The organism is Sulfurimonas sp. (assembly GCF_026991475.1).
Lineage (GTDB): Bacteria > Campylobacterota > Campylobacteria > Campylobacterales > Sulfurimonadaceae > Sulfurimonas.
In genome coordinates, this window is the sequence record NZ_JALXBK010000055.1 from 1 (window position 1) to 21,624 (window position 21,624).

The 21,624-nt window shown below is 34.9% G+C and carries 22 protein-coding genes and 1 pseudogene; 10 read left to right on the top strand and 13 right to left on the bottom strand.

What is annotated here, in order from left to right; translation table 11 throughout:
• The first annotated feature begins 342 nt into the window (after window positions 1-342).
• Both MV589_RS04450 and MV589_RS04455 read left to right on the top strand, forming a co-directional pair.
• On the top strand, window positions 343-1,041 hold the full coding sequence (locus tag MV589_RS04450) for a Bax inhibitor-1/YccA family protein (RefSeq protein WP_297432456.1): 699 nt from the start codon (window positions 343-345) through the stop codon (window positions 1,039-1,041).
• On the top strand, window positions 1,031-1,432 hold the full coding sequence (locus MV589_RS04455; RefSeq protein WP_297432458.1) for a thiamine-phosphate pyrophosphorylase: 402 nt from the start codon (window positions 1,031-1,033) through the stop codon (window positions 1,430-1,432). Before MV589_RS04450 ends, MV589_RS04455 begins: the two co-directional genes overlap by 11 nt.
• Here the strand turns inward: MV589_RS04455 and MV589_RS04460 are convergent.
• Genes MV589_RS04460 through MV589_RS04475 form a run of 4 tightly spaced genes read right to left on the bottom strand, consistent with a single transcriptional unit; the run spans window position 1,422 to window position 4,608 of the window.
• Window positions 1,422-2,105: a methyltransferase gene (locus MV589_RS04460; RefSeq protein WP_297432460.1), complete on the bottom strand. Its 684-nt coding sequence runs from the start codon at window positions 2,103-2,105 to the stop codon at window positions 1,422-1,424. The two genes, MV589_RS04455 and MV589_RS04460, sit on opposite strands and share 11 nt — an antisense overlap.
• A complete protein-coding gene (locus tag MV589_RS04465; RefSeq protein ID WP_297432462.1) occupies window positions 2,102-2,902 on the bottom strand; it encodes a metal ABC transporter permease in 801 nt (266 codons plus the stop codon). The genes MV589_RS04460 and MV589_RS04465 overlap by 4 nt, the downstream gene beginning before the upstream one ends.
• Window positions 2,903-2,911: 9 nt before the next feature.
• Complete coding sequence (locus tag MV589_RS04470) at window positions 2,912-3,682, bottom strand: metal ABC transporter ATP-binding protein (RefSeq protein ID WP_297432464.1); 771 nt, start codon at window positions 3,680-3,682, stop codon at window positions 2,912-2,914.
• Window positions 3,673-4,608 (bottom strand): metal ABC transporter substrate-binding protein, encoded by a 936-nt coding sequence (locus tag MV589_RS04475; RefSeq protein ID WP_297432466.1) that lies wholly within the window; start codon window positions 4,606-4,608, stop codon window positions 3,673-3,675. The genes MV589_RS04470 and MV589_RS04475 overlap by 10 nt, the downstream gene beginning before the upstream one ends.
• A gap of 127 nt (window positions 4,609-4,735) precedes the next feature.
• Here MV589_RS04475 and secG point away from each other — a divergent pair, with 127 nt between their 5' ends.
• The 3 genes from secG to pyrE all read left to right on the top strand — a co-directional run bounded on the left by secG (window position 4,736) and on the right by pyrE (window position 6,327).
• Window positions 4,736-5,062, top strand: a complete 327-nt coding sequence (secG, locus tag MV589_RS04480) for a preprotein translocase subunit SecG (RefSeq protein ID WP_297432468.1) — start codon at window positions 4,736-4,738, stop codon at window positions 5,060-5,062.
• Between the two features lie 94 nt (window positions 5,063-5,156).
• Complete coding sequence (gene frr / locus MV589_RS04485) at window positions 5,157-5,714, top strand: ribosome recycling factor (RefSeq protein WP_297432470.1); 558 nt, start codon at window positions 5,157-5,159, stop codon at window positions 5,712-5,714.
• A 4-nt stretch (window positions 5,715-5,718) separates the two neighbouring features.
• Window positions 5,719-6,327: an orotate phosphoribosyltransferase gene (pyrE, locus tag MV589_RS04490; RefSeq protein WP_297432471.1), complete on the top strand. Its 609-nt coding sequence runs from the start codon at window positions 5,719-5,721 to the stop codon at window positions 6,325-6,327.
• 4 nt (window positions 6,328-6,331) lie between these two features.
• Here the strand turns inward: pyrE and MV589_RS04495 are convergent, their stop codons facing one another.
• The 3 genes from MV589_RS04495 to MV589_RS04505 are packed head-to-tail and all read right to left on the bottom strand — an operon-like array spanning window position 6,332 to window position 9,727.
• Window positions 6,332-7,954 (bottom strand): cation:proton antiporter, encoded by a 1,623-nt coding sequence (locus MV589_RS04495; protein ID WP_297432474.1) that lies wholly within the window; start codon window positions 7,952-7,954, stop codon window positions 6,332-6,334.
• A 9-nt stretch (window positions 7,955-7,963) separates the two neighbouring features.
• Window positions 7,964-8,344, bottom strand: a complete 381-nt coding sequence (locus MV589_RS04500; protein WP_297432475.1) for a hypothetical protein — start codon at window positions 8,342-8,344, stop codon at window positions 7,964-7,966.
• Between the two features lie 9 nt (window positions 8,345-8,353).
• Window positions 8,354-9,727 (bottom strand): metallopeptidase domain-containing protein, encoded by a 1,374-nt coding sequence (locus tag MV589_RS04505; protein WP_297432477.1) that lies wholly within the window; start codon window positions 9,725-9,727, stop codon window positions 8,354-8,356.
• Window positions 9,728-9,863: 136 nt separating this feature from the next.
• Between MV589_RS04505 and pyrG the strand changes: the two genes are divergently transcribed.
• Genes pyrG through MV589_RS04520 form a run of 3 tightly spaced genes read left to right on the top strand, consistent with a single transcriptional unit; the run spans window position 9,864 to window position 15,092 of the window.
• Window positions 9,864-11,483 carry a CTP synthase gene (gene pyrG, locus MV589_RS04510; RefSeq protein ID WP_297432479.1) on the top strand — a complete coding sequence of 540 codons (1,620 nt, stop codon included), beginning with the start codon at window positions 9,864-9,866 and terminating at the stop codon, window positions 11,481-11,483.
• A complete protein-coding gene (gene recJ, locus MV589_RS04515; protein ID WP_297432481.1) occupies window positions 11,473-13,062 on the top strand; it encodes a single-stranded-DNA-specific exonuclease RecJ in 1,590 nt (529 codons plus the stop codon). The genes pyrG and recJ overlap by 11 nt, the downstream gene beginning before the upstream one ends.
• Window positions 13,063-13,079: 17 nt before the next feature.
• A complete protein-coding gene (locus tag MV589_RS04520; protein WP_297432483.1) occupies window positions 13,080-15,092 on the top strand; it encodes a WD40 repeat domain-containing protein in 2,013 nt (670 codons plus the stop codon).
• Here the strand turns inward: MV589_RS04520 and fliI are convergent.
• Genes fliI through MV589_RS04550 form a run of 6 tightly spaced genes read right to left on the bottom strand, consistent with a single transcriptional unit; the run spans window position 15,089 to window position 20,253 of the window.
• Window positions 15,089-16,393, bottom strand: a complete 1,305-nt coding sequence (fliI, locus tag MV589_RS04525) for a flagellar protein export ATPase FliI (RefSeq protein WP_297432485.1) — start codon at window positions 16,391-16,393, stop codon at window positions 15,089-15,091. The genes MV589_RS04520 and fliI overlap by 4 nt on opposite strands.
• A gap of 3 nt (window positions 16,394-16,396) precedes the next feature.
• Window positions 16,397-16,981: a GTP cyclohydrolase I FolE gene (folE, locus tag MV589_RS04530; protein ID WP_297432487.1), complete on the bottom strand. Its 585-nt coding sequence runs from the start codon at window positions 16,979-16,981 to the stop codon at window positions 16,397-16,399.
• A gap of 12 nt (window positions 16,982-16,993) precedes the next feature.
• Window positions 16,994-18,940, bottom strand: a complete 1,947-nt coding sequence (locus MV589_RS04535) for a ribonuclease J (RefSeq protein WP_297432490.1) — start codon at window positions 18,938-18,940, stop codon at window positions 16,994-16,996.
• A gap of 13 nt (window positions 18,941-18,953) precedes the next feature.
• Window positions 18,954-19,727 (bottom strand): 16S rRNA (adenine(1518)-N(6)/adenine(1519)-N(6))-dimethyltransferase RsmA, encoded by a 774-nt coding sequence (rsmA, locus tag MV589_RS04540; RefSeq protein ID WP_297432491.1) that lies wholly within the window; start codon window positions 19,725-19,727, stop codon window positions 18,954-18,956.
• Window positions 19,728-19,778: 51 nt separating this feature from the next.
• Complete coding sequence (locus MV589_RS04545) at window positions 19,779-20,039, bottom strand: hypothetical protein (protein WP_297432493.1); 261 nt, start codon at window positions 20,037-20,039, stop codon at window positions 19,779-19,781.
• Window positions 20,011-20,253 carry a CZB domain-containing protein gene (locus MV589_RS04550; protein WP_297432495.1) on the bottom strand — a complete coding sequence of 81 codons (243 nt, stop codon included), beginning with the start codon at window positions 20,251-20,253 and terminating at the stop codon, window positions 20,011-20,013. Before MV589_RS04550 ends, MV589_RS04545 begins: the two co-directional genes overlap by 29 nt.
• Before the next feature lie 335 nt (window positions 20,254-20,588).
• Between MV589_RS04550 and hisF the strand changes: the two genes are divergently transcribed.
• Together hisF and MV589_RS04560 are read left to right on the top strand one after the other, a co-directional pair.
• Window positions 20,589-21,347 (top strand): imidazole glycerol phosphate synthase subunit HisF, encoded by a 759-nt coding sequence (gene hisF / locus MV589_RS04555; RefSeq protein ID WP_297432497.1) that lies wholly within the window; start codon window positions 20,589-20,591, stop codon window positions 21,345-21,347.
• A gap of 132 nt (window positions 21,348-21,479) precedes the next feature.
• Window positions 21,480-21,624 (top strand): annotated as a pseudogene (locus MV589_RS04560) (purine-nucleoside phosphorylase); the annotation flags it as partial.

Consider the following 21,624-nt stretch of genomic DNA (forward strand, 5'->3'; position numbering starts at 1 on the left):
CTTACTTGCTTAGTTTTCAATGATCTCAAACATTCTCAAAAGCTTCTACTTGAAGTCTCTCTAGCCCTTTTAAACAAGGTCTCTCTGTTTGTGGATGGGAATTATAGAGAAGTGATGCTTAATAGTTGCTTAATGCGCTGGGAGATTTGGGGAGAATTTGCTTTTTCTTTTTCATATATTTATTTTAAATTTGTTTTTCTTATTTTAATTTCTATTATTTTCTTTTTATATATAATGTAAGCATATATTCTATTTTACTAGCGTTGCTTTTCATTAACTCTTTATGTATAAAATTCACCTAATAAAAAATATCTTTTACAAGATGATTAAAAAGGAAAAAATATGGGACTTTATGACCGTGATTATGCAAGGGGTAACTCTTATGCATACCAAACGCAGAACCGTAGTGAAGCACAAGTTGTCTCTTTTGTAAAAGAGACTTACAAGTTATTTGCAGCTTCTATGATGGCTGGAGCAGCTGGAGCGTATGTGGGGGTACCACTTGCAGCAAGTATAGCTACTATGATGTGGCCATTATTCTTTTTAGAAATTGGTCTTTTAATTGGATTACAATTTGTAAAAAACAAGCCTGGTATTAATCTACTTGTTATGTTTGCATTTGTATTTGTAACAGGTTTCACTATTGCGCCTCTTTTATCTTATACTTTAGGTATGAATGGAGGGGGAGCTATAATAGGAAATGCATTTGCTATGACTGCTGTTGTATTTGGAGCTATGAGTTTCTTTGCTATTAAAAGCACTAAAGATTTTACAGGATATACAAAACCACTAATGATTGCACTTTTTGTAATCATTGGTTTTTCTATCTTAAACATTTTTCTTGGCAATCCAATGTTTCAAATCATTATTGCCGGTGCAGTTGTTATACTTTTTAGTATTTTAGTAATATTTGATACACAAAATATAATGAAAGGTGCTTACCAAACACCTATTGATGGTGCAATTGCACTTTACCTAGACTTTTTAAATATCTTTATAGCACTGCTACAACTATTTGGTATCTTTGGTAATGACGACTAACTCGCTATCACCCGAACTTTATCGGGTGATAGATGCAAATCTAAATCGCCTTAAAGAAGGCATTCGTGTTGTTGAAGATATTTTAAGATATAAAGAGAACAACAAAGAACTCTCCTCAAAACTTAAATCACTCCGACATCAAGCAAGAATAGATGAGATAAAAGAGTTATTAGAAAATCGTGATAGTATAAATGATGTACTTAAATCATCTACAAAAAGTGAACAAAAGCGTCAAAATCTTCAAAGTATCATCACTGCAAACTTCAAACGAGCTCAAGAATCTAGCCGTGTTTTAGAAGAACTTTTTAAACTCTCAAATATTGAGTATAGTGAAAGATTCAAAGCCATCCGCTATGAACTCTATAATTTAGAAAAAATTACTAACTTGTAATATACGCAACCTCGAATTCTAAATAATCATATGGATACTCATCCATCAATTTTTTCATCTCTTTGTAACTTAATACATTTCTCGAACCACTTACACCACTGCGTTTAATATAACGAAACATTTCACGCACATTTTCAAATTTTAATCTGTATTCAACAACTTCAAAATCTGCATCAAAATAGTACTCCTGCAAATCTTGTAATAGTTCACGAGAGGGTAAAAGTGCTTCTAACGAGGCTGTTTTGTAAAGTGTTTGAAATGTATTAGATGTAAATATAGCCAAGGCTACGGGTGTATGAAGCTCTTGTATGGTTTTAAAGGTCTCTTCTATGTTCTGCGCCCATTGTAACGCTGAGGCAGAGAGTATGTAGTCAAAACGGTATGTTAAAAGTGTTTCAAAAAGAGTTTTGTCATTAAAGTTTCCATATATGCACTCAATACGTTTAGACTTTGGATGTATCTCTAACATTCTTGGAGCAAAATCAACACCAATAAATTTTTTGTACTTCCATGTTATCTTTTTTGCCAGAGCACCACTACCACATCCTAAATCTAAAATATACTGCGGTTCACCCTTCACAAGAGAGAGGAGCTTCTGTGCAACTTTTTCTTGTATGATATTATGAGAACCATAGCTCTGTGCATACTTGGAGAACTCTGAACTTACTTTCATCGTCTATTATTAATAAGTAGTGATAAAATAAAAATAGCAATAACAGAGAGTACAATCGTCGCACCTGAAGGGAGTGAAAAATAGTAAGAAAGACTCATGCCAAAAATTACGCTAAAAAGAGCAAAGAAGAGTGCTATAAACATCGTATTTCTAAAGCCTACACGATATTGCAAAGCAGCTACTGTCGGAATGACCATCAATGCTCCAATAAGTAAGGAACCAACAACACGAATGGAGAGCGCTATAATAATAGCAACAACCGTTACAAGTAAAAAGTTTAAAAATTTAACCTTTATACCGCTCGTTTTTGCCACCTCTTCATCATACGCTATAAAGTATAACTCTTTAGAAAAAAGGAGTAGAAATACCAAAGATATACTTCCAAACACAACGATAGTATAAACATCAGTATCACTTACAGAGAGAATAGAACCAAAAAGATAGGAGAAGAGTGAGTTGTTAAAAGCCCCACCCAAAGAGACAATAATAACTGCTAAAGCCAAGGAACCTGAGAGCATAATGGAAAGTACTGCATCACTATATATTGAAAAACTACTTCTAAGGTACTCTATAAGCCAAGCAGAGAAGATGGAGACAACAACTGCTATCCAAAGAGGATTGTAGCCTGCTACAAGTCCTACAGCTACACCAACGAGTGCTGAATGTGCCAAGGTCTCACTCATTAGAGAGTAGCGTTTAAGTACAACAAAAGTACCACTAATAGAAGCCAGCGTTGCTATAAAAAGTCCTGCTATAAAAGCTCTTTGCATAAAATCATAACTTAGCATTTCAAACATATAAAACCTTTAATGTTCATGTTTATGATTTGCAAGAGAGTGAGCATGAATCCCATACAAATCACTCACTTCATCACAACTTAGAAGTTTTTTTGGATCATTACAGATAGTTGCTTTTCTATTAATTGTAAAAAGACGACCAATATCATCTGCAATAACACCAATATCATGCGTAATAAATAAGATAGTAATATTTTCTTCTCTATTTAATTTCGCTAAAAGCTCATAAAATCTCTGTTGTGAAATCATATCTACACCTGTATTTGGCTCATCCAGTATAAGTATTTTTGGAGAAGATGCCAAGGCTCTTGCTATCATTACTCTTTGTCTCTGTCCACCTGAGAGCGTTCCCACCATTTTATCTTTTAGATCTAAAATATCCATCTTTTGCATTGCATCGTGTACTTTTTCTCTATCTTCACTGCTCATTCCAGCAAAAACACCTCGTCTAGCAACACGACCCATTTTTACAATATCTTCAACAGAAGCAGGAAAACTCTCATCTACCAAAGTTGCACGCTGAGGAACATACCCGATTTTATACCACTCTTTAAAATCTTTTAGTTTTTTACCAAAAATTTTAATCTCACCAGAACTTTGTTTCTCTAAATTTAAAAGTAGTCGAATAAGCGTAGTTTTACCACCACCATTTGGCCCTATAATAGCAATGTATTCACCACTAAAAATTTCAAATGAGACATTTTCTAAAATAAGTTGCTCTCTCACTCTAAAGCTAAGCTCTTTCACTTCAAAAATTGGTACCTCTGGTTTTAGTGACACTGAAGAGCCTTAGCTAATTTTTTAAGATTTATTTTCATAATATCTTCATAAGTAAGACCAGCCTTTGCCTCATCTGCAGTAATTGTTCCTAAAGGCTCAAAAAGTTCAAATTTTATTTTTGCATCATGAGCAATAGATTTAATAAGCTTGTCATTTACAAAATTTTCAAAAAAGATTGTATCTAACCCTTCAGATTTAATATCTTTAAAAATTCTATTTACATCTTGTGCGCTAGGTTCTGCTTCTGGAGAGAGTCCAGTTAATGATTGTACTTTAAAATGATATTTATTTGCTAAATACCCAAGTGCATTATGACTTATAACTACTGTGTCATTTTTGCATGATGTGAGCGTTTTTTTGTAAAGAGTATTTAAGCCTTGAAGCATTTTTATATATTTTTGTTCATTTTGAAGATAAAGTTTTTTATTTTCAGGCATTAGTGCAATAAGATCTTTTGTAATAACTGCTGTAGCTTTTTGCATATTTGAAAAATCTAACCAATAGTGTGGGTCAAGACTGCTTGTATGCATATTTTGCTTTGTTACCGCCTGCTCCCCATCTCCATTACTTTTTAGCTCTCTTAAATCCACATATTTACTAATATTTACAGCTTTACCTTTAAACTGGAAGTTTGCTATCCATGGTTCCAATCCTGCTCCACTATAAAAGACTAGACGGCTTTTTGCTATTTTAACCATTAATTTTGGTGTCGGTTCAAAACTATGTGGATCAACACCAAAAGGTAATATATTTACAAGATTTACAGTATCACCTGCTATATGTTTAGTAATGTCATAAAGGGCAAAAGTAGTCACCCCTACAATTGGTTTACTCTGTTTAGCCTGCTCCTTTTCCATAGATATAAAGAGGAATATTGCTACAATAGCAACAAACAAAACAACAAATATAATTTTTAAATTTTTCAATTATTCGCCTTAATATAGTTTTTATATATGTGTAATTATACCCTCTTTTTAAGTGCCATACCTTAGTAGTTTGATAATATAGGTTTTTTTAGATATAATTCGCCACTTTTAATTTAGGAAATTATTTATGACTACTAGTCTTTTACTTATCGTACAAATAGTATTGGTTATTATCTTAGTTATAGCCGTACTGTTGCAAAAAAGTTCAAGCATTGGACTTGGTGCTTACAGTGGCTCAAACGATTCTGTTTTTGGAGCGAAAGGTCCAAACAGCTTTTTAGCGAAAGCAACATTCACGGTAGGACTGTTATTTGTTATAAATACAATTACTCTTGGATATATGTACACTCGTACTGCACAAGCTTCAGTAGTTGATGACATTGTTACAAAAACTAATGTTGCAGCACCTGCTGTTAAAACAACTCCTGCAAAAGAGGCAAACGCTACAAAGTAGCTGTCTCTTTTAAAACTTTCTCCTTTTACTCACTCTTAAAACATTTCTTGCTACAATAACGTAATTTTATTTTTATACCCTTCAAGGAAAAAGAATGTTAAACAAAATATATGAGACATGTGAAACAAAAATGCAAGGCAGCATTGAGCATATGCAAAGAGATTTTAAAACCCTTAGAACTGGAAAAGTGACTGTTTCTGTTTTAGACAATGTAAAAATTGACTACTATGGAACACCAACACCACTAGATCAGGTTGGTTCTGTAATAGCTGCGGATGCTACAACTATTGTTGTAAACCCTTGGGAAAAAAATCTACTCTCTGACATAGAGAGTGCTATACAAGCTGCAAATATCGGTGTAAACCCAAACAATGACGGCGACCAAATCAAACTTTTCTTTCCACCAATGACAGTTGAACAACGTCAAGAATCTGTGAAAAAGATGAAAACTATGGGCGAAAATGCAAAAGTTTCTATTAGAAATGAGAGACGTGATGCAAATGATAAGATTAAAAAGCTTGAAAAAGAGAAAGAGATCACACAAGATGACTCTAAATCTGCTCAAGACAATGTGCAAAAAATTACAGACAAATATATCTCAAAAGTGGACACTATCTTAAAAGATAAAGAAGCTGAAATATTAAAGGTTTAATTTGATGGATGTAAAAAAAATCTATATGGATGCAAATGCTCTTTTAGAGGGGCATTTTAAGCTTAGTTCGGGAAATCACTCACAATTCTATCTGCAATCTGCAAAAGTTTTAGAAGATCCAAAAACTGCAAAACTTCTAGCAGAGGCACTTGCAAAGCAGATCAAAGAGAGTGGTATTGAAATTGATACAGTATGTTCTCCTGCACTTGGTGGGCTTATAGCAGGATTTGCACTTGCAACTGCACTTGATGTGCGTTTCATCTTTGCTGAACGTGTCAATGGGGCTATGAACATTCGTCGTGGTTTTGAAGTACAAAAAGGCGAAAAAGTTTTAATGTGTGAAGACATAATTACAACAGGCGGTAGTGCTATGGAAGCGGCGGCAGTTGTAGAGGAATTTGGTGGAGAGATAGTAGGCGTTGCTGCTCTTGCAAATCGTGGTTTTTGTCATCGTGAACATAGTGACATAGAAACAAAGCCAAACTGTAAACTGCCACAAAATATTCCATTTTTTGCACTTGCTGATTTTACATTTGAAATGTATGCGCCAGATAAGTGTCCTCTTTGTAAAGACGGCAGTGAAGCCATCAAACCAGGTTCAAGAGGAAACTAAAGAACTAACTCCACTTGAGCTGGCAACTCATTGCTCGCTCAACAAGTACTCTTGCTACTTCAACTTTTCCATCCACAACAAGAGGACTTTTTAATTTTTTCAATCTTATTCTCTCCTCTTTTGAAACTACTTTTACAATGATGTTAGCCTCTTTTGTCTGCTCTATAATTGCTTCACAAATTAACTGTTTTTTATCCGGATTATCCAAAGTCACAATAACAGCAGCAGTATCTTTTACATGTAGCGCTTCAATAATAGAGCGCTTTGACATATCCCCAAGATAGGTCTCGATATTTCTACTTACAGCCTCTTTTACATGCTTTGGAGAGTTATCAACGACAATATAATCCATGCCATACTCATCTAAATGTTTTGCAACAAACTTTCCTACAACTCCATATCCACAAATAATGATATGATCTTTTCTCTCAGTAAGATCTACAACCTCAGGAATAGATGACTTAGAACGAATAATATACTCTGCCACTTTTTTTACATGTGGTATAAAAAAAGGCGTGACAACCATTGAAAAAATAACAACAAGTACTAGTAAAGAGGCCAAATTCTCATCTAACAAATGCCCTGCACTTGCCAATGCAAAAATCACAAAAGAGAACTCACCTACCTGAGCAATTGCAAGACCTGTCTTCAAACCAGTCAAAGGCTTATATGTAACAGCTACAACAACAAAAGTAATGAGTGTTTTAAGTACAAATACCATTGCGAACAGAGCTAAAATCAATGTAAAATTATCAACAAATACTAAAATATCAACTTTCATTCCAACTACAACAAAAAAAGTTCCAAGTAAAATGTCTTTAAATGGTGCAATATCGGCTTCCACTTTATAATGGTACTTGGTTTCAGCGATAATCATACCTGCAATAAATGCACCAAGAGAATATGTAAATCCCATGAAGTATGCTAGTAATGATGTTGCTGTCACAATAAAGAGTACCGAAGCCATAAAGAGTTCATCCAATTCACTCGAAGCTGAAAAATGCAAAAGCCACTCTATGATTTTTCTCCCGAGTGTAAACATAAGCAATAAAACAAAAAAAGCACTTTCAAATGTATGCAAAAGAATTGTACTAATGCTTTCATTCCCCTCACTTGAGAGAAAACCAATTAAAATCATTATGGGAATAACAGCAATATCTTGAAATATCAAAATACCTGTAGCACGCTGCCCATAAGAGGTATAAATCTCTTTTGATTGTTTCAAATAGGTCAGCACTACGGCAGTTGATGAGAGAGAAAATGCAAGTGCTACCATTACGGAGGCAAGAAAATCAATAGTAAAAATATAGTGAGCAATGCCAAATACTGCAAGTGCAGTAAGAGAAACTTGTGCAATACCATTACCAAAAATAAGCATCTTCATAGTTCGCATCTTACTAAATGATATTTCCAGACCTATCGTAAACATTAAAAATACAATTCCAAATTCACTAATATGTTCAAGACCTTCAGAGTGTGCATATTTGTGTAAATTAAACAGATATGTAATAATTATACCAGTAAAAATATATCCTATAATGGGTGATATTTTTATTCGTTTTAATCCAATATTTAAAAGTGTTGACAGACCCAGTGCAACGACCACATATAGAAGCATATTGTTCATAAATCCCCTCTACCTAGGAGTATCAGCTTGTTTTGCTTTTTTATGTAAAAAGCGAAGCGTTTGTTCTGTTGTAGTATCTGGATCTGCTTCTTGCAAAACTACTGCGTTTACTCCTCGGACTTTATCACCACGCTGACCCATCTTTTGTGTAGTTGCAACTATACCTTTTTCTTTATCAACAATCGCTTTGTAGTAGTACTTGTCTTTTGGATTATATATAACGATGTCACTGCCACTCTCTATCCAATGAAAAGAGGCATCACCCTTTTGTTTTCCCACAAATTGTGTACCATCAGGTTGTGTGAAAGTAATCTTTCTATTCAAAGCAGGTGCACCAAACGCAGCAATATTAAGTAAACTCACAACAAATAGATTAGTTAAAAGTTTCATATTTTTTCCTTATTTTTTTATAATTTTTAAAGTCATTTCTCGATTTATATAGTCTGCATTTACTATCTCAACACTGTAACCAGTATTGCTACCATCATACAAATTTGTTTTAGTAATAAGATCACCCTGCGTATAAACATCAGAAAAATCAGCATATATACCTGTCGTATTTGTCATAAGAGTAGAACTATCTTTTTCTACAACTTCAACCATATAGTGATTATTTTCTGTCTGTATACCATCTTCTGTATTATCAGTTTTATCTGTATCAACATGGTACATCATCGCAAAAAGTGTATTATCTCCAAACGCAGTATCTACAGTTGAGAAGCTAATATCTGAGTGAGCTTTTGCCGTATCTCTACACTCAAGTAAAAAGTACTCATTTGATTTAGAAGTCGTAAGTTTTACAAAATCTCTACCACTACAACCAAGAGTCACTTCATCACTTGCAGAGAGTGTTGTTACATTTACATCAAGTTTTGCATCTATTTTATTAAACGCAGTATATTGTGTTGGTGTTTCTCCTGCATACGCATCAGAAGGCTGATATGCCCATGCACCACCACTCATAATATCATACCATCCAAGACCAGAGCCATCACCATCATCATAATAATCTTTTAAAAAGAAAGCAGCATGTCCCAATTCATGGCACATAATACCTATAGTTGCTTTATGCGTACCATGATTTGCTCCAAAACATGTATAAGTTCCTGATGTTGAATTTTCACCAGTATACCTCATCACATAAACACCATCTACTTTCAGGGTAGAATCACTATCAAATGAAAAAGAATGAGCCCAAATAGAGTGACTCTGAGGATCTCCGTAGGCCTGTTCTCCACCTGCAACTATAAAAATAATCTGTAACTCTTTTGCATTCAAAGATCCATCTCCATCACTATCAAGCGCTGCAAAATCCATATTATTAACTACCGTAGCATTTGTAATAGCACTTCTTATCTCAGTGTCTCTAAATTCTCTTTTGTCCTTTCCTCCAGGATGATTTTTATTCATGTTGACCATAATAACACCATCATCGACATTACCCTGAGTTTCATGTACTGGTATAAATTCTATTTGATTAAAAGTATTTTCTGCATACCACTGATTTACAGAATTTTTTGTCATATTAAATATTTTGTCATGCCAAAGAGAGGGATCACTCTCTGAATAGTCATTCCAATTCATCACAACCACAAGAGTTGGAATCTTTCTCTTAAGAATCTTATGTACAACAGATTTTGATTCTGTTGTTTTATTTGTCTCAATAGTAGTTGTATTTGTTGCTGTAGACGAACTTTTCTTTGATGTTCCACACCCACTTACTAAAAAAACCAACACTACCCAAAATAGGATGCTACTTACACTTTTAAACATTTTTCCCCAATAGTTATGAATATTTTTTATAATAGCAAAAACAAAAGTAAAATCTACTGAAATGGCTTGACCCTTAAATAAGAACTTAAAGGATTTTATACTATAATCGCGTCTATATAACTGATGGAGATTTTTAATGACGAAATACATTTTTGTGACCGGTGGGGTTTTAAGTTCTTTGGGCAAAGGGATAACAGCAGCAAGCGTTGGTACCTTGCTAAAACACGCTGGGAAAAATGTAGGAATGTTAAAAATTGATCCATATATCAATGTAGACCCTGGAACTATGAGTCCCCTTGAGCATGGTGAAGTTTTCGTTACAAAAGATGGGGCAGAAACTGATCTTGACATTGGAAATTATGAAAGATTTTTAGACCAATCTTTTCTCAAAACTTCTAACTTTACAACAGGTCAAGTCTATTCAAGCGTTATTGAACGTGAGCGTGCTGGCGGCTACCTTGGACAGACTATTCAAGTTGTGCCACATATTGTTGGAGAGATTGTAAACCGTATCAAAGAAGCGGGAAAAGATCATGATATTTTACTTGTAGAGCTTGGTGGTACAGTTGGTGACATTGAGGGTCTTCCATTTATGGAAGCTATCCGTCAAATGAAACATGATGATGAAGTCTCTGGAACATTTTTTATTCATGTAACACTTATTCCTTACATCAAAGCAGCAGGTGAGCTTAAATCAAAACCAACACAACACTCTGTTCAGGAGCTTCGCCGTATTGGTATTACACCACAAATGATTATTGCAAGAAGTGAAAATGCACTGCCTAAAACTTTCAAGAAAAAACTTGCAATGAGCTGTGATGTCTCTTCGGAGAGTGTAGTAGAAGCACTTGATGCGGCAACTATCTATGATGTGCCTATGTCATTTTTAAGACAAAATATTTTAAAACCTATTGCCCAAAAACTTGATCTTGGTGAAATTGAACCAGATATGCAAGAGTGGGATACACTTGTCAAAAAAATCGTACAACCAAAGGGTAGGGTGGTCATTGGATTTGTTGGCAAATATCTTGCACTCAAAGAGTCTTATAAATCTCTTACAGAAGCCCTTATTCACGCTGGAGCACACCTTGATAGCAGAGTTGAAATCTGTTGGGTTGATGCAGAAGAAGTAGAAGAGAGAGGAGCACAAGCACTCCTTAGCGACTGTGATGGTATTTTAGTTGCAGGTGGATTTGGCAGCCGTGGTGTTGAGGGTAAAATCCAAGCCATTGAGTACGCACGTGTAAATAAAGTTCCTTATCTTGGTATCTGTCTTGGAATGCAACTTACACTTGTTGAATATGCTAGAAATGTCCTTGGTCTTAAAGATGCCAACTCAATAGAATTTGATGAAAATACACCAGACCCTATGGTTTATCTTATTGATAACTTTTTAGATCAAAGCGGTGGTATGCAGTTACGCACACACCAATCACCAATGGGTGGAACACTTCGTCTTGGAGAGTACCCATGTGACACAAAAGAGGGTTCAATTTTAAGAGAAGCATACAAAGGTGAGAAAACGATTTTTGAAAGACATCGTCATCGTTATGAAGCAAATCCAGCATATAGACAACAACTTGAAGATGCTGGAATGATTGTGACTGGTGAATCAAATGGACTTATTGAAACTGTTGAAATTCAAGGACATCCTTGGTTTTTAGGTGTACAATTCCATCCAGAATTTACTTCTCGCTTACAAACTCCAAACCCTTCAATAGTTGCATTTGTAAACGCTAGTTTGAATGCTGAATAAAGTAAAACAGCTCAGTAAAGCAGACCTTTTTGAACTTCTCTCAAATAGGTTCGATACTGAGCAAATAAAACTCTCCCAAATACCAAATCCTGCACTTCTTTTAAACGCAACAAAAGCCGCAAAAAAAATTGCTGAGGCTATACAAAATAACAAACGCATAACACTTGTTGGCGATTATGATGTAGATGGCGTCAGTTCTACTGCCATTATGGTGGATTTTTTTAGACAAATTCCTTACCCTCTTGAAGCCATCATTCCAAACAGATTTCGCGATGGTTATGGAGTAAGTCCAACTGTGCTTGAGAGAGTGAAAACTGATTTAATCATTACTGTTGATAACGGTATTTCTGCTATTGCTGCAGCTGAAGTTTGTAAAGAGAGGGGAATAGATCTTATAATTACAGACCATCATACACCCTCACAAAATCTTCCAGATGCATTCACCATAGTTGATCCAAAACTCCCACAAGACAGCTATCCATTTCAAGAGATTTGTGGTGCAGAAGTAGCTTGGTTACTGCTCGGACTGCTAAAAAAAGAGTTACAGCTCACAATTGATATGAAACAATTTTTAGATATTTTAGCCATCGCAATCATTGCAGATATTATGCCACTTGTAAATATGAACAGAACGCTTGTTAAAGAGGGGTTAAAATTGATGATGCACTCAAAGAGACCCTCTTCCATTATAATTTGCGACTTTTTAAACAAGTCAAACATTACAAGTGAAGATATTGCCTTTCAAATTGCGCCGCGAATTAACTCTGCAGGACGGCTTGAAGATGCCTCTATTGCACTTGAATTTTTTACAGCAAAAGATACCCATACTGCCTACAAACAGTTTGAACTTTTAAATCAACTCAATGAACTCAGAAAAGAGACAGAAGCACAAACAACACAAGAAGCAATGCTGAGCGTCAATGAAGATGATAAAATAATCGTAGTAGTAGGAGAAGGGTGGCATGAGGGTGTTGTTGGTATTGTTGCAGCACGCCTTGTCGATAAATTTGCTCGTCCTGCTATAGTTTTGAGTATAGATAAAGAGATAGCCAAAGGAAGTGCTAGAAGCATCGGAGATGTCAGTATTTACGAGCTTATCAAAGAAAATGAACACCTGTTAATGAAGTTTGGTGGTCATAAAATGGCTGCTGGATTAGGACTTGATGTTAGCAATATCACTGCGTTTAGAGAGGCGATAAATGAGAGTGCTAAAAAAATTCCAGCAGAAGATTTTATACCAAAAGAGCAAATTAGCGGTATTTTAGACAGTGAAGATTTAGATATGGAACTCTTGGAACTATTAGAGCAGTTTGAACCTTATGGGGAAGCGAACGCAAGACCTACATTTTTGCTCAAAGATGCCGAAGTAGTAAGTATAAAACTAATGGGTACAGACAAATCACACTCAAGAATTGAAATAAGACAATACCCACATCAAAGAAAAACAGTGGAACTTATCGCGTTTAGAAGAGTTTATGAGATGCCCATAGATAGAAAGATAACATGCAGTTACAGTGTTACAAAAAATGAGTTTAACTCTAAAATATCAGTGCAACTCTTAATAAATAAGATATTTTAGTAAAAAAGGCAGAGATAATGGATGATTTAGCACAATATAATACTATTTTCAAGCTAATAGACTTTACTTTGCTACAAACTCATCTCACTGCGTTTAGCCTACAAAAAAAGTTACTAGCCATTGCAAATGATGACACAATCTACATCTACGATACAAAAACAAAAAAACAGCTCTCTAGTGTAAAAAGCTATGATGGAGCGATCAATCAACTTTTTTTTCTCCCTGATTCCCAACATATTCTTACTGCCACAAGTAGTGGTCGAGTCATTATCTACAACTATAAAGATGCACGCTACAATGTCCGTATCTTCTCTTGGATAAAACAATACAAAACCCAGTTACCAACAAGAATGTCTGCCTTCGCATTTAAAACAGAACTCCTTGCTATAGGAACTTCAGATGGAAAAGTAAGGCTTATAAACCTTGGCAGTTACTCTATAATAAAAGAGCTTAACACTACAAACGCAGCCATAGCTACACTCTGTTTTACAGATACAGATAGGCTAATAATAGCTGATGTACATGGTGAAATTTTTATCTATGATTTACAGGAGTTAGAAAAAGTTAAATCTGTTGTCACTCATTTAACTCATACCAAACAACTTCTATATATTCCAAAAAGTGATTTTCTTCTTATCCACTCAAATCAGGATTTTATTACTCTTTTTAATCTTAAAACGCATAAAATATTACGCAATAAATACCTAAAATTTCATACAAATATATCTTATATGGCAATAAGTAAAGAGGGTAATCTTCTTGTGGTGCTAGAAAATCGTGAAATTCTGCATATAACCCTCCAAAATGAAAAAAATCTAAAATCTCTGCTTTTGCATAACATGATGCATGAAGCCTATACCCTTGTTGCAAATAATCCACAGCTTTTAGATTCTAAAGAGTATAAAAAACTAGAAAAGATTTATAAGATAAAGTATTTAAACGCAGTTAATGCTCTGCAACACTCAGATATAAAAAAGGCCCAACATATTCTTGAGAACTGTTCAAAAATCCAATCTAAGAAAGAGGATATAGAGCTGCTTTTTGAGGCATATATCCATTATGAACAGTTTCAAACCCTCTGTACACAAAAATTATATGCACCTGCTTATGCTTTAAGTGAAAAATATCCACCTCTACAATACTCAACAGAGTACAAAGAGATGGAAAAAGGGTATAAACGAGCATATAAAAATGCTCAAAAACAGATACTTTTAATGAATGCTCAAAAGGCGAAAGAGTTGCTACTTCCTTATCTGGGGGTTGTATTAAAAAAAGAGAGTATAAATCTTATTCTTAAAGATAATGAAGATTTTTTATCCTTTTTAGATGCCCTTAAACAGATGCAATACCATGATATAAAAAAGCTTTTAGCACTACATCCAAATTTTTCACAACTCCCTCCATATAAAGCATTTTTAGCTAAACTTGATGCAACTTTGAGCAATATAAACTCTGCACTAAACGCAGCTGCTATCCAAAAAGCTACGGAAATGATGCAAAGCATCAAAGGTATATCACTCATAAAAGCAGAACTAAAGTTTCTTGAACACAAAGCAGAAGTGATTGAAACACTTACACACAACTACAAAGAGAATGAATTTAAAAAGTGTTACGAAATTCTTGATGAATATCCACAGATGTTTATAGAGCTAAAGCTTTCAAAAATGTTAGAAAAACATTGGAGCAAACTTATGCAAAAGTGTGAAAAATATGCTCTCTATGGAAATATAAAAGGGATGAAACAGATACTCAAAGAGTTAATTTCAGTAAAAAGCAGAACAAAAAGGGTAGGGGCACTTTTACGGCTGACTTTTATTGTGGCTATTGATGATTTCATAAGCCAAAAAAAGTTTAACAGTGCAGAGAATTTCATCTACTCTTATATTGATATTTTTGGTCTTGATAGCAACTTACAAAGAGTTATGAAAGAGTATGAAAAAAAATCATCCCAAAAACTTGCTATTATTATCAAACAACAAAACAAAGTAGCGCGTAACGCATGGCTACACAACAAACTTATTGTAGATTAGAGCATTAATTCTATGATATCTTTTACCGTTTTATCAAAAGGAACATAAAAATTAGCACCTTGTGAGATAAACTGCTGCATTGCCTCTTTTTTCTCTATCGCCTCATCAAGTTCAGGGTCTGTCCCTTTTATATATGCACCGATACGAATAAGTACCTCATTCTCCTTTAAAAGAGTGTAGAGCCTTCTAAATTTCACAACAGCCTTAAACTGCTCCTGCGAGATTATATCATTCATTACCCTTGATGCTGAGTTTAAAATATGAATAGGAGGGTAAATACCAAAATCTGTCATTTCACGCGATAAAACTATGTGCCCATCCAAAATAGAACGCGACTGATCGGCAATAGGATCACTCATATCATCACCCTCTATAAGCACCGTAAAAAAGGCAGTAATAGAACCTTTTCCTTCCTCTTTTCCAGCTCTTTCCATAAGTTGGGGTAAAAGAGTAAGAGAGGAGGGTGGATAGCCTTTAGAGGTAGGTGGTTCACCGAGTGCCAAGCCTATTTCACGCTGAGCCATAGCAAAACGAGTTACAGAATCCATAATAAAAAGCACATCCTGCCCTTGATCTTTAAAAAACTCAGCAACACTCATAGCAGCAAATGCACCATATTTTCTCATAAGTGGTGAATCATCCGAAGTTGCCACAATGACCACAGTATTTGTCAAATCACCACCAAGGTTTTTCTCTATAAATTCAGGTACTTCACGCCCACGCTCACCAATGAGTGCTACAACCTTTATGGGGGCATCTGCACCACGGACAATCATTCCCATAAGGGTAGATTTTCCTACACCACTTCCTGCAAAGATACCAAGCTTTTGCCCTTTACCACAGGTTAAAAGACCATCAATACTCTTAACACCCACACTAAAAACTTCATCTATCATACCACGCTTCATGGCAGCAATAGGCGCTTTTATAATAGGTCTCAATTTTGAGTTATTCACACTCCCTTTTGCATCAATAGGACGCATAAATGGATCAACCACTCGCCCTAAAAGAGCCTCCCCAATGGGAATATTTAAGCCTGTTGCATCTAAAAATACTTTATCACCAGAGCGAAACCCCTCAACGAAACTAAAAGGAGAGATATAAAGAAGGTCTCCATCAAGCTCAGTTACCATTCCGACTGTCTCTTGCTCTGTCGTATTTGAGACGATTTTAACAATATCACTAATACTTACATTAAGACCTTTTGCAATAATCACCGTTGCGTTTATCTTAATCACTTCTCCAAACGCAACGGAGTAATTTTTATTTGCAAGTTTCTCTTTTAGGGATGCAAATGGCATTTTTTAGTATCGAGATCCGCTAGGTGAGTTAATGAGTGAGAAGAATTCACTTCGAGTTTTTTCATCTTTTTTAAAGAGTCCACGAAGAGCTGATGATGTAGTTGTAGAGTTTATTTTTTCTACACCTCGCATCTCCATACACATATGGCGCGCTTGAACAACAACTGCAACACCCTTTGGCGTTATTGTATCCATAATAGCATCTGCTATCTGCTCTGTTAATTGCTCTTGAATCTGCATTCGTCGTGCAAATACATTAACAACACGAGGAATTTTAGAAAGACCCACCACTTTTCCATCAGGAATATATGCGACATGTACCCGTCCTATGATAGGTAGTAAATGGTGTTCACAAGTAGAGTAAAACTCTATATCTTTAACCAAAACCATCTCATCATTTGAACTAGTAAAAAGAGCTTTTTTAAGTATAGCCGCGGGGTCTTCTTTGTACCCTCCATAGATAAACTCAAAAGATTTTCTCACACGAGAAGGAGTGTCAAGAAGACCCTCCCTGCTAGGATTTTCCCCAACATGCTCCATCATTATTTTTACTGCATTTTCAAATTCAATATTTTTATTTTCTGACAAAACAATCCAACCTTAATGAATAAAAATTGTAGGAACGATAAGAGGATATCTTTTCATTTTACGATAAATATGTTTTCTTACTACTTGACGTAAATCTGATTCTAATGCTCTTGGATTATCAATCATCCCCGGTTTCATATTAAGAAGAAAATTTTCTACGATTTCACTCATCTCTTTTGCAAATGCTCTATCTCTTTTATCTGGAACAATACCAAAAGTAGTAACTTTTGGTTTGTCCATCATTTTTCCAGTCTGCTCACTTACTTGAATAACCATCATAATGACACCCTCAGCTGCCAATTTTTGACGATCCATAACAATATCATCTTCAATTTGATGATTATTTTGATTATCAATATATGTTTTACCAGTTTTTACAGTTTTTACTTTTCTCATATATTTTGGTGCAATTTCAATCTGCTCACCATCACTCATAAGAAGAATATTTCTCTCTGGCACGCCACACATCATCCCTGTCTCTTTGTGTTTCATAACATGATTATATTCACCATGAATTGGTAAAAAGAATTTAGGATTTACTAAACGCAACATAAGTTTTTGCTCTTCCATAGAGGCATGACCAGAGACGTGAATATCTCTATCCATTGCCACTCTTGCACCACATTTTTGTAAATGATTTAACATTTTAGAGATAGAACCTTCATTCCCTGGAATAGCACGAGAAGAGAGTACAATTAAGTCTGTCGGTTTAATTTTAATGTGTCTATGCTCTCCAATACTCATTCTAAAGAGTGCTGAATTTGCTTCACCTTGAGAACCCGTAGTAACAATAAGTACATCTTTATCACTCATATTTGCTACATCTTCAGGCTCTACAAAAATACTTTTAGGAAATTTTATATAATCATACTGCATACAAACTTCTAAGTTACGCTCCATTGAACGCCCAATCACACAAACTTTACGACCATATTTCACACCATATTGAATAGCTTGATAAACACGGTGAATATTTGAACTAAATGTTGAAAGTATTACACGTCCCTCTGCTTTTGAAAAGACTCTGTCAAGTGCAGGTCCAACACTTAATTCAGATCCCGTGGCTATTGGATTATGTGAGTTTGTTGAGTCACTCAACAGACACAATACGCCTTTTTCACCATAATGAGCAAGTCTATGAAGATCTGCTGGGTATCCATCAACTGGTGTATAATCTATTTTAAAGTCACCAGTGTGAATAACAGTTCCAGCTTCAGTAGTAATTGCAATAGACGAAGAGTCAATAATAGAGTGTGTCATATGCATCCACTCAACTTCAAAATCATTTCCTATTTTATATACTTTTCTCTTCTCAATTGGATTAAAATATTTTCTTGCCTCTTTTAAGTGATGCTCATCAAATTTATTTCCTATCATTGCTAAAGGAAGTGGTGTTCCATAAATAGGAAACTGTAACTCTTTAAAAAGATATGGCATTGCACCAATATGGTCTTCATGAGCATGTGTAATTATAATACCAACAATCTTATCTTTTATTTCATGAAGGTATGAAAAATCAGGTACTAAAATATCAACACCATGCATATCTTCATCAGGAAAACTCATACCAACATCGACTAATATTGCTTCATTATCTGTTTCAAAAACAGCAATATTACCACCAATTTCACCAAGTCCACCAAGTGGTGTTACGCGGATTTTTGCTTTAGAATTTAAATCCAATTTATAATGAGGATTCAATCTTTGCTTATGAGACTCTTGATTCTTTGAAACAAAAGATTTTAGATTTTCATCAACTGGTGAAGGTCCTCTTTTATGTCGATTACGATTTTTATTTTTGTTATTATTAGACTTAGCAGCCGGCTTATTACCTGTTGTAGCTTCATTTTTCTTTTGATTAGGATTCGGTCTACGACTATTATTATTTCTTCTATTGTTATTTGGTTTGCGTTGTTCTTGAGGTTTACTTTGAGTAGCCTCTTGTGTCTCTTCTGCCATCCAAACTCCTTATTTATATTATTTTGTAGAGTTGGTGATAGTCCTTCGTGCTAACTTGATGAGGGCGAATTGTTAATGTAAGTTCTAGCTCGCTAAAAGCCTCTTGAAGTCGTGATTTTTCATATTTTGCTGAAAGATTTTTCATCAAAGTTTTGCGAGGTTGTGTAAATGCAACTCTTAGCATATCTTCAAAATCTTTATCACTTCTATCAGCACTTTTTTCTATTAGAAAAACCGCAGAGTCAATCTTTGGTTGTGGGTCAAACGCAGTTGGTGGAACTTTTACAATTATCTTTGCTGTTCCTACACTTTGAGTAATAATACCCAAGGAACCAAATACTTTTTCACCTGCAACAGCACAAAACTTCTCTGCAACTTCAAGCTGTACCATTACAAGTATACTTTTACACATTGGATCTGCGAGTGCTTTGAGTATGATGTTCGTAGCTATATAGTATGGCAAATTTGCCACCAAGTCATACGGCTCATCAATTAAAGTAGTCTGCCAAGCTTGTAAAACATCCCCACAATTTAGGTGGAGTCGCTTGGTATCGATCTCTTTTTTAAAAGTATCTTGTAACAGTTTACATAAATCGGTATCTACCTCAAAAGCTTCTACACTTTTGACATCAACTAAAAATTTAGTTAAATCACCTAAGCCAGGCCCAATTTCAACAATTTTGTTCTCATTTTTGGGCATCGCTTCGACGATTTTTCTTAAGACAGATTCATCTTTAAGAAAGTTTTGTCCAAACTTCTTCTTTGCTACAACGCTTTGTCTCTTCATCTGCTTAGTCTACCTTAACTTTACTTATATAAAGGTAATAAAGAGTTATTTTTATATTAAACCTTTAATTTTCTCTTGCGAAACAGCAACCAAGCGCCTCTCCAAACGGTTTATCTCTTCAAGTAAAGCTTTTGAAACTTTTTCCATCTCTTCATAATATTTTTTAGCACTCTCTACTTCTTCTGAAGAGAGTTCTTTTTTTCTTTTTATACCAAACAGCTTTGCAAAGAAACCTGCTTTTTTCTCTTGAGAAAAATATATATTAAATATTTGCAGATATTTATCATGCAAAAGAAAAATGCAAATTTTCAATACTTTGCATACACTCCATAGGATTATTGGAAAGACTGTTTAAAATTTGTCCATCACTATAAAACCACTTTCCAAACTTACACTCAGTAGAATCTATAGGTATAGTATCTTCACTAATATCTATTCCATTTATTAATAATTTTGCTTTTTGAATCCATTTAATATGTGCCGCCTTTGCAGCGCGTAAATGTTCTAAAACTTCTTCTTTTTCCATAAGTAATCCAAATAATTAAATCTAAAATATTGTATCTTAAATCAAACAATTTTACAATGTTTCACGTGAAACACGTAAAGAAAATGATGATTTCTCATCATTTTTAGTGTTGGAACCGCAGCTGTTGTCCGAAGGACCAGCGAGGACTCACCTTATAAACACAGTGTTGAAACCGCAGGCGATGTCCGAAGGACCGACGAGGACTTACCTCAAATGCAGTAATGAAAGACAAGCCATGCCTCACAACCCAACTCACCTAACAACTCCCCCTTACCAACATATAAGCCTAAAAAGATATAATTACAAGATATTAATAAAGGTATAAAAACTTCCAAATGAACTATTTTGCAAAAAGAATTATTCCCTGTTTAGATGTAAAAGATGGACGCGTTGTTAAAGGCGTTAATTTTGTTGGACTCAAAGATGCAGGTGACCCTGTAGAGGTTGCCCGCCGTTATAATGAAGAGGGGGCAGATGAACTTACATTTTTAGACATTACCGCTTCATCTGACAATAGAGATACCATAGTAGACATCGTTGCTAAAGTTGCTCGTGAAATATTTATACCTTTAACTGTTGGCGGTGGTATCCGTAAACTTGATGATATATACAAACTCTTAAATGTCGGATGTGACAAAGTAAGTGTAAACTCAGCAGCTATAAAACGACCACAACTCATAGATGAAGGTGCAAAAAGATTTGGTTCACAATGCATTGTAACTGCCATAGATGTGAAAAAAACTGGTGATGTTTATAATGTTTACCTCAATGGTGGCAGAGTAGATACTGGTATAAACGCAGTAGAGTGGGCAAAAGAGGTAGTCTCTCGTGGAAGTGGAGAGATTTTGCTTACCTCAATGGATGCAGATGGTACAAAAGCAGGCTTTGAGTTAAATATAACTGAGCAAATATCTAAAGCCGTAAATGTCCCTGTCATTGCAAGTGGTGGAGCAGGGACAATGGAGCATATAAAAGAGGCATTTACTCATGGTGCAGATGCAGCATTAGCAGCTTCCATCTTTCACTATAAAGAGATAGATATTATGGATTTAAAACACTATCTTCATGAACAAAATATTCCAGTAAGATTATAAAGCAACTAGTTGCGTGAGCTCTCTGCTGAAGAGAACACAGCGTTAGCGTAAACAAAGGAATTACTTCCTTTGTTGTTAAAAATAATAAGGGAAAGGTTCCCTTGAATTTATAAAATAAATTGAAGGAATGAAATGATAATTTGCGCAGGTAATAGTGAAAACTTTTCATTTGCAACACCCATGGGAGTAGGGCTTATTGAGAGTGCTATAAATATAACAAGATTATGTTTGTTTGACAAACCAGAGTTTTTACTTTTTGTAGGAACTGCAGGAAGTT

Bases quoted from the DNA above. Each gene is read 5' to 3' on its own strand.
- hisF (WP_297432497.1), top strand. From the start codon at position 20,589: ATGAACTATTTTGCAAAAAGAATTATTCCCTGTTTAGATGTAAAAGAT.
- fliI (WP_297432485.1), bottom strand. From the start codon at position 16,393: ATGCCATTTGCATCCCTAAAAGAGAAACTTGCAAATAAAAATTACTCC.
- MV589_RS04550 (WP_297432495.1), bottom strand. From the start codon at position 20,253: ATGGAAAAAGAAGAAGTTTTAGAACATTTACGCGCTGCAAAGGCGGCA.
- MV589_RS04465 (WP_297432462.1), bottom strand. From the start codon at position 2,902: ATGTTTGAAATGCTAAGTTATGATTTTATGCAAAGAGCTTTTATAGCA.
- MV589_RS04500 (WP_297432475.1), bottom strand. From the start codon at position 8,344: ATGAAACTTTTAACTAATCTATTTGTTGTGAGTTTACTTAATATTGCT.
- pyrE (WP_297432471.1), top strand. From the start codon at position 5,719: ATGGATGTAAAAAAAATCTATATGGATGCAAATGCTCTTTTAGAGGGG.
- recJ (WP_297432481.1), top strand. From the start codon at position 11,473: ATGCTGAATAAAGTAAAACAGCTCAGTAAAGCAGACCTTTTTGAACTT.
- frr (WP_297432470.1), top strand. From the start codon at position 5,157: ATGTTAAACAAAATATATGAGACATGTGAAACAAAAATGCAAGGCAGC.
- MV589_RS04520 (WP_297432483.1), top strand. From the start codon at position 13,080: ATGGATGATTTAGCACAATATAATACTATTTTCAAGCTAATAGACTTT.
- rsmA (WP_297432491.1), bottom strand. From the start codon at position 19,727: ATGAAGAGACAAAGCGTTGTAGCAAAGAAGAAGTTTGGACAAAACTTT.
- MV589_RS04460 (WP_297432460.1), bottom strand. From the start codon at position 2,105: ATGAAAGTAAGTTCAGAGTTCTCCAAGTATGCACAGAGCTATGGTTCT.
- MV589_RS04455 (WP_297432458.1), top strand. From the start codon at position 1,031: ATGACGACTAACTCGCTATCACCCGAACTTTATCGGGTGATAGATGCA.
- MV589_RS04450 (WP_297432456.1), top strand. From the start codon at position 343: ATGGGACTTTATGACCGTGATTATGCAAGGGGTAACTCTTATGCATAC.
- MV589_RS04495 (WP_297432474.1), bottom strand. From the start codon at position 7,954: ATGAACAATATGCTTCTATATGTGGTCGTTGCACTGGGTCTGTCAACA.
- MV589_RS04535 (WP_297432490.1), bottom strand. From the start codon at position 18,940: ATGGCAGAAGAGACACAAGAGGCTACTCAAAGTAAACCTCAAGAACAA.
- MV589_RS04505 (WP_297432477.1), bottom strand. From the start codon at position 9,727: ATGTTTAAAAGTGTAAGTAGCATCCTATTTTGGGTAGTGTTGGTTTTT.
- secG (WP_297432468.1), top strand. From the start codon at position 4,736: ATGACTACTAGTCTTTTACTTATCGTACAAATAGTATTGGTTATTATC.
- pyrG (WP_297432479.1), top strand. From the start codon at position 9,864: ATGACGAAATACATTTTTGTGACCGGTGGGGTTTTAAGTTCTTTGGGC.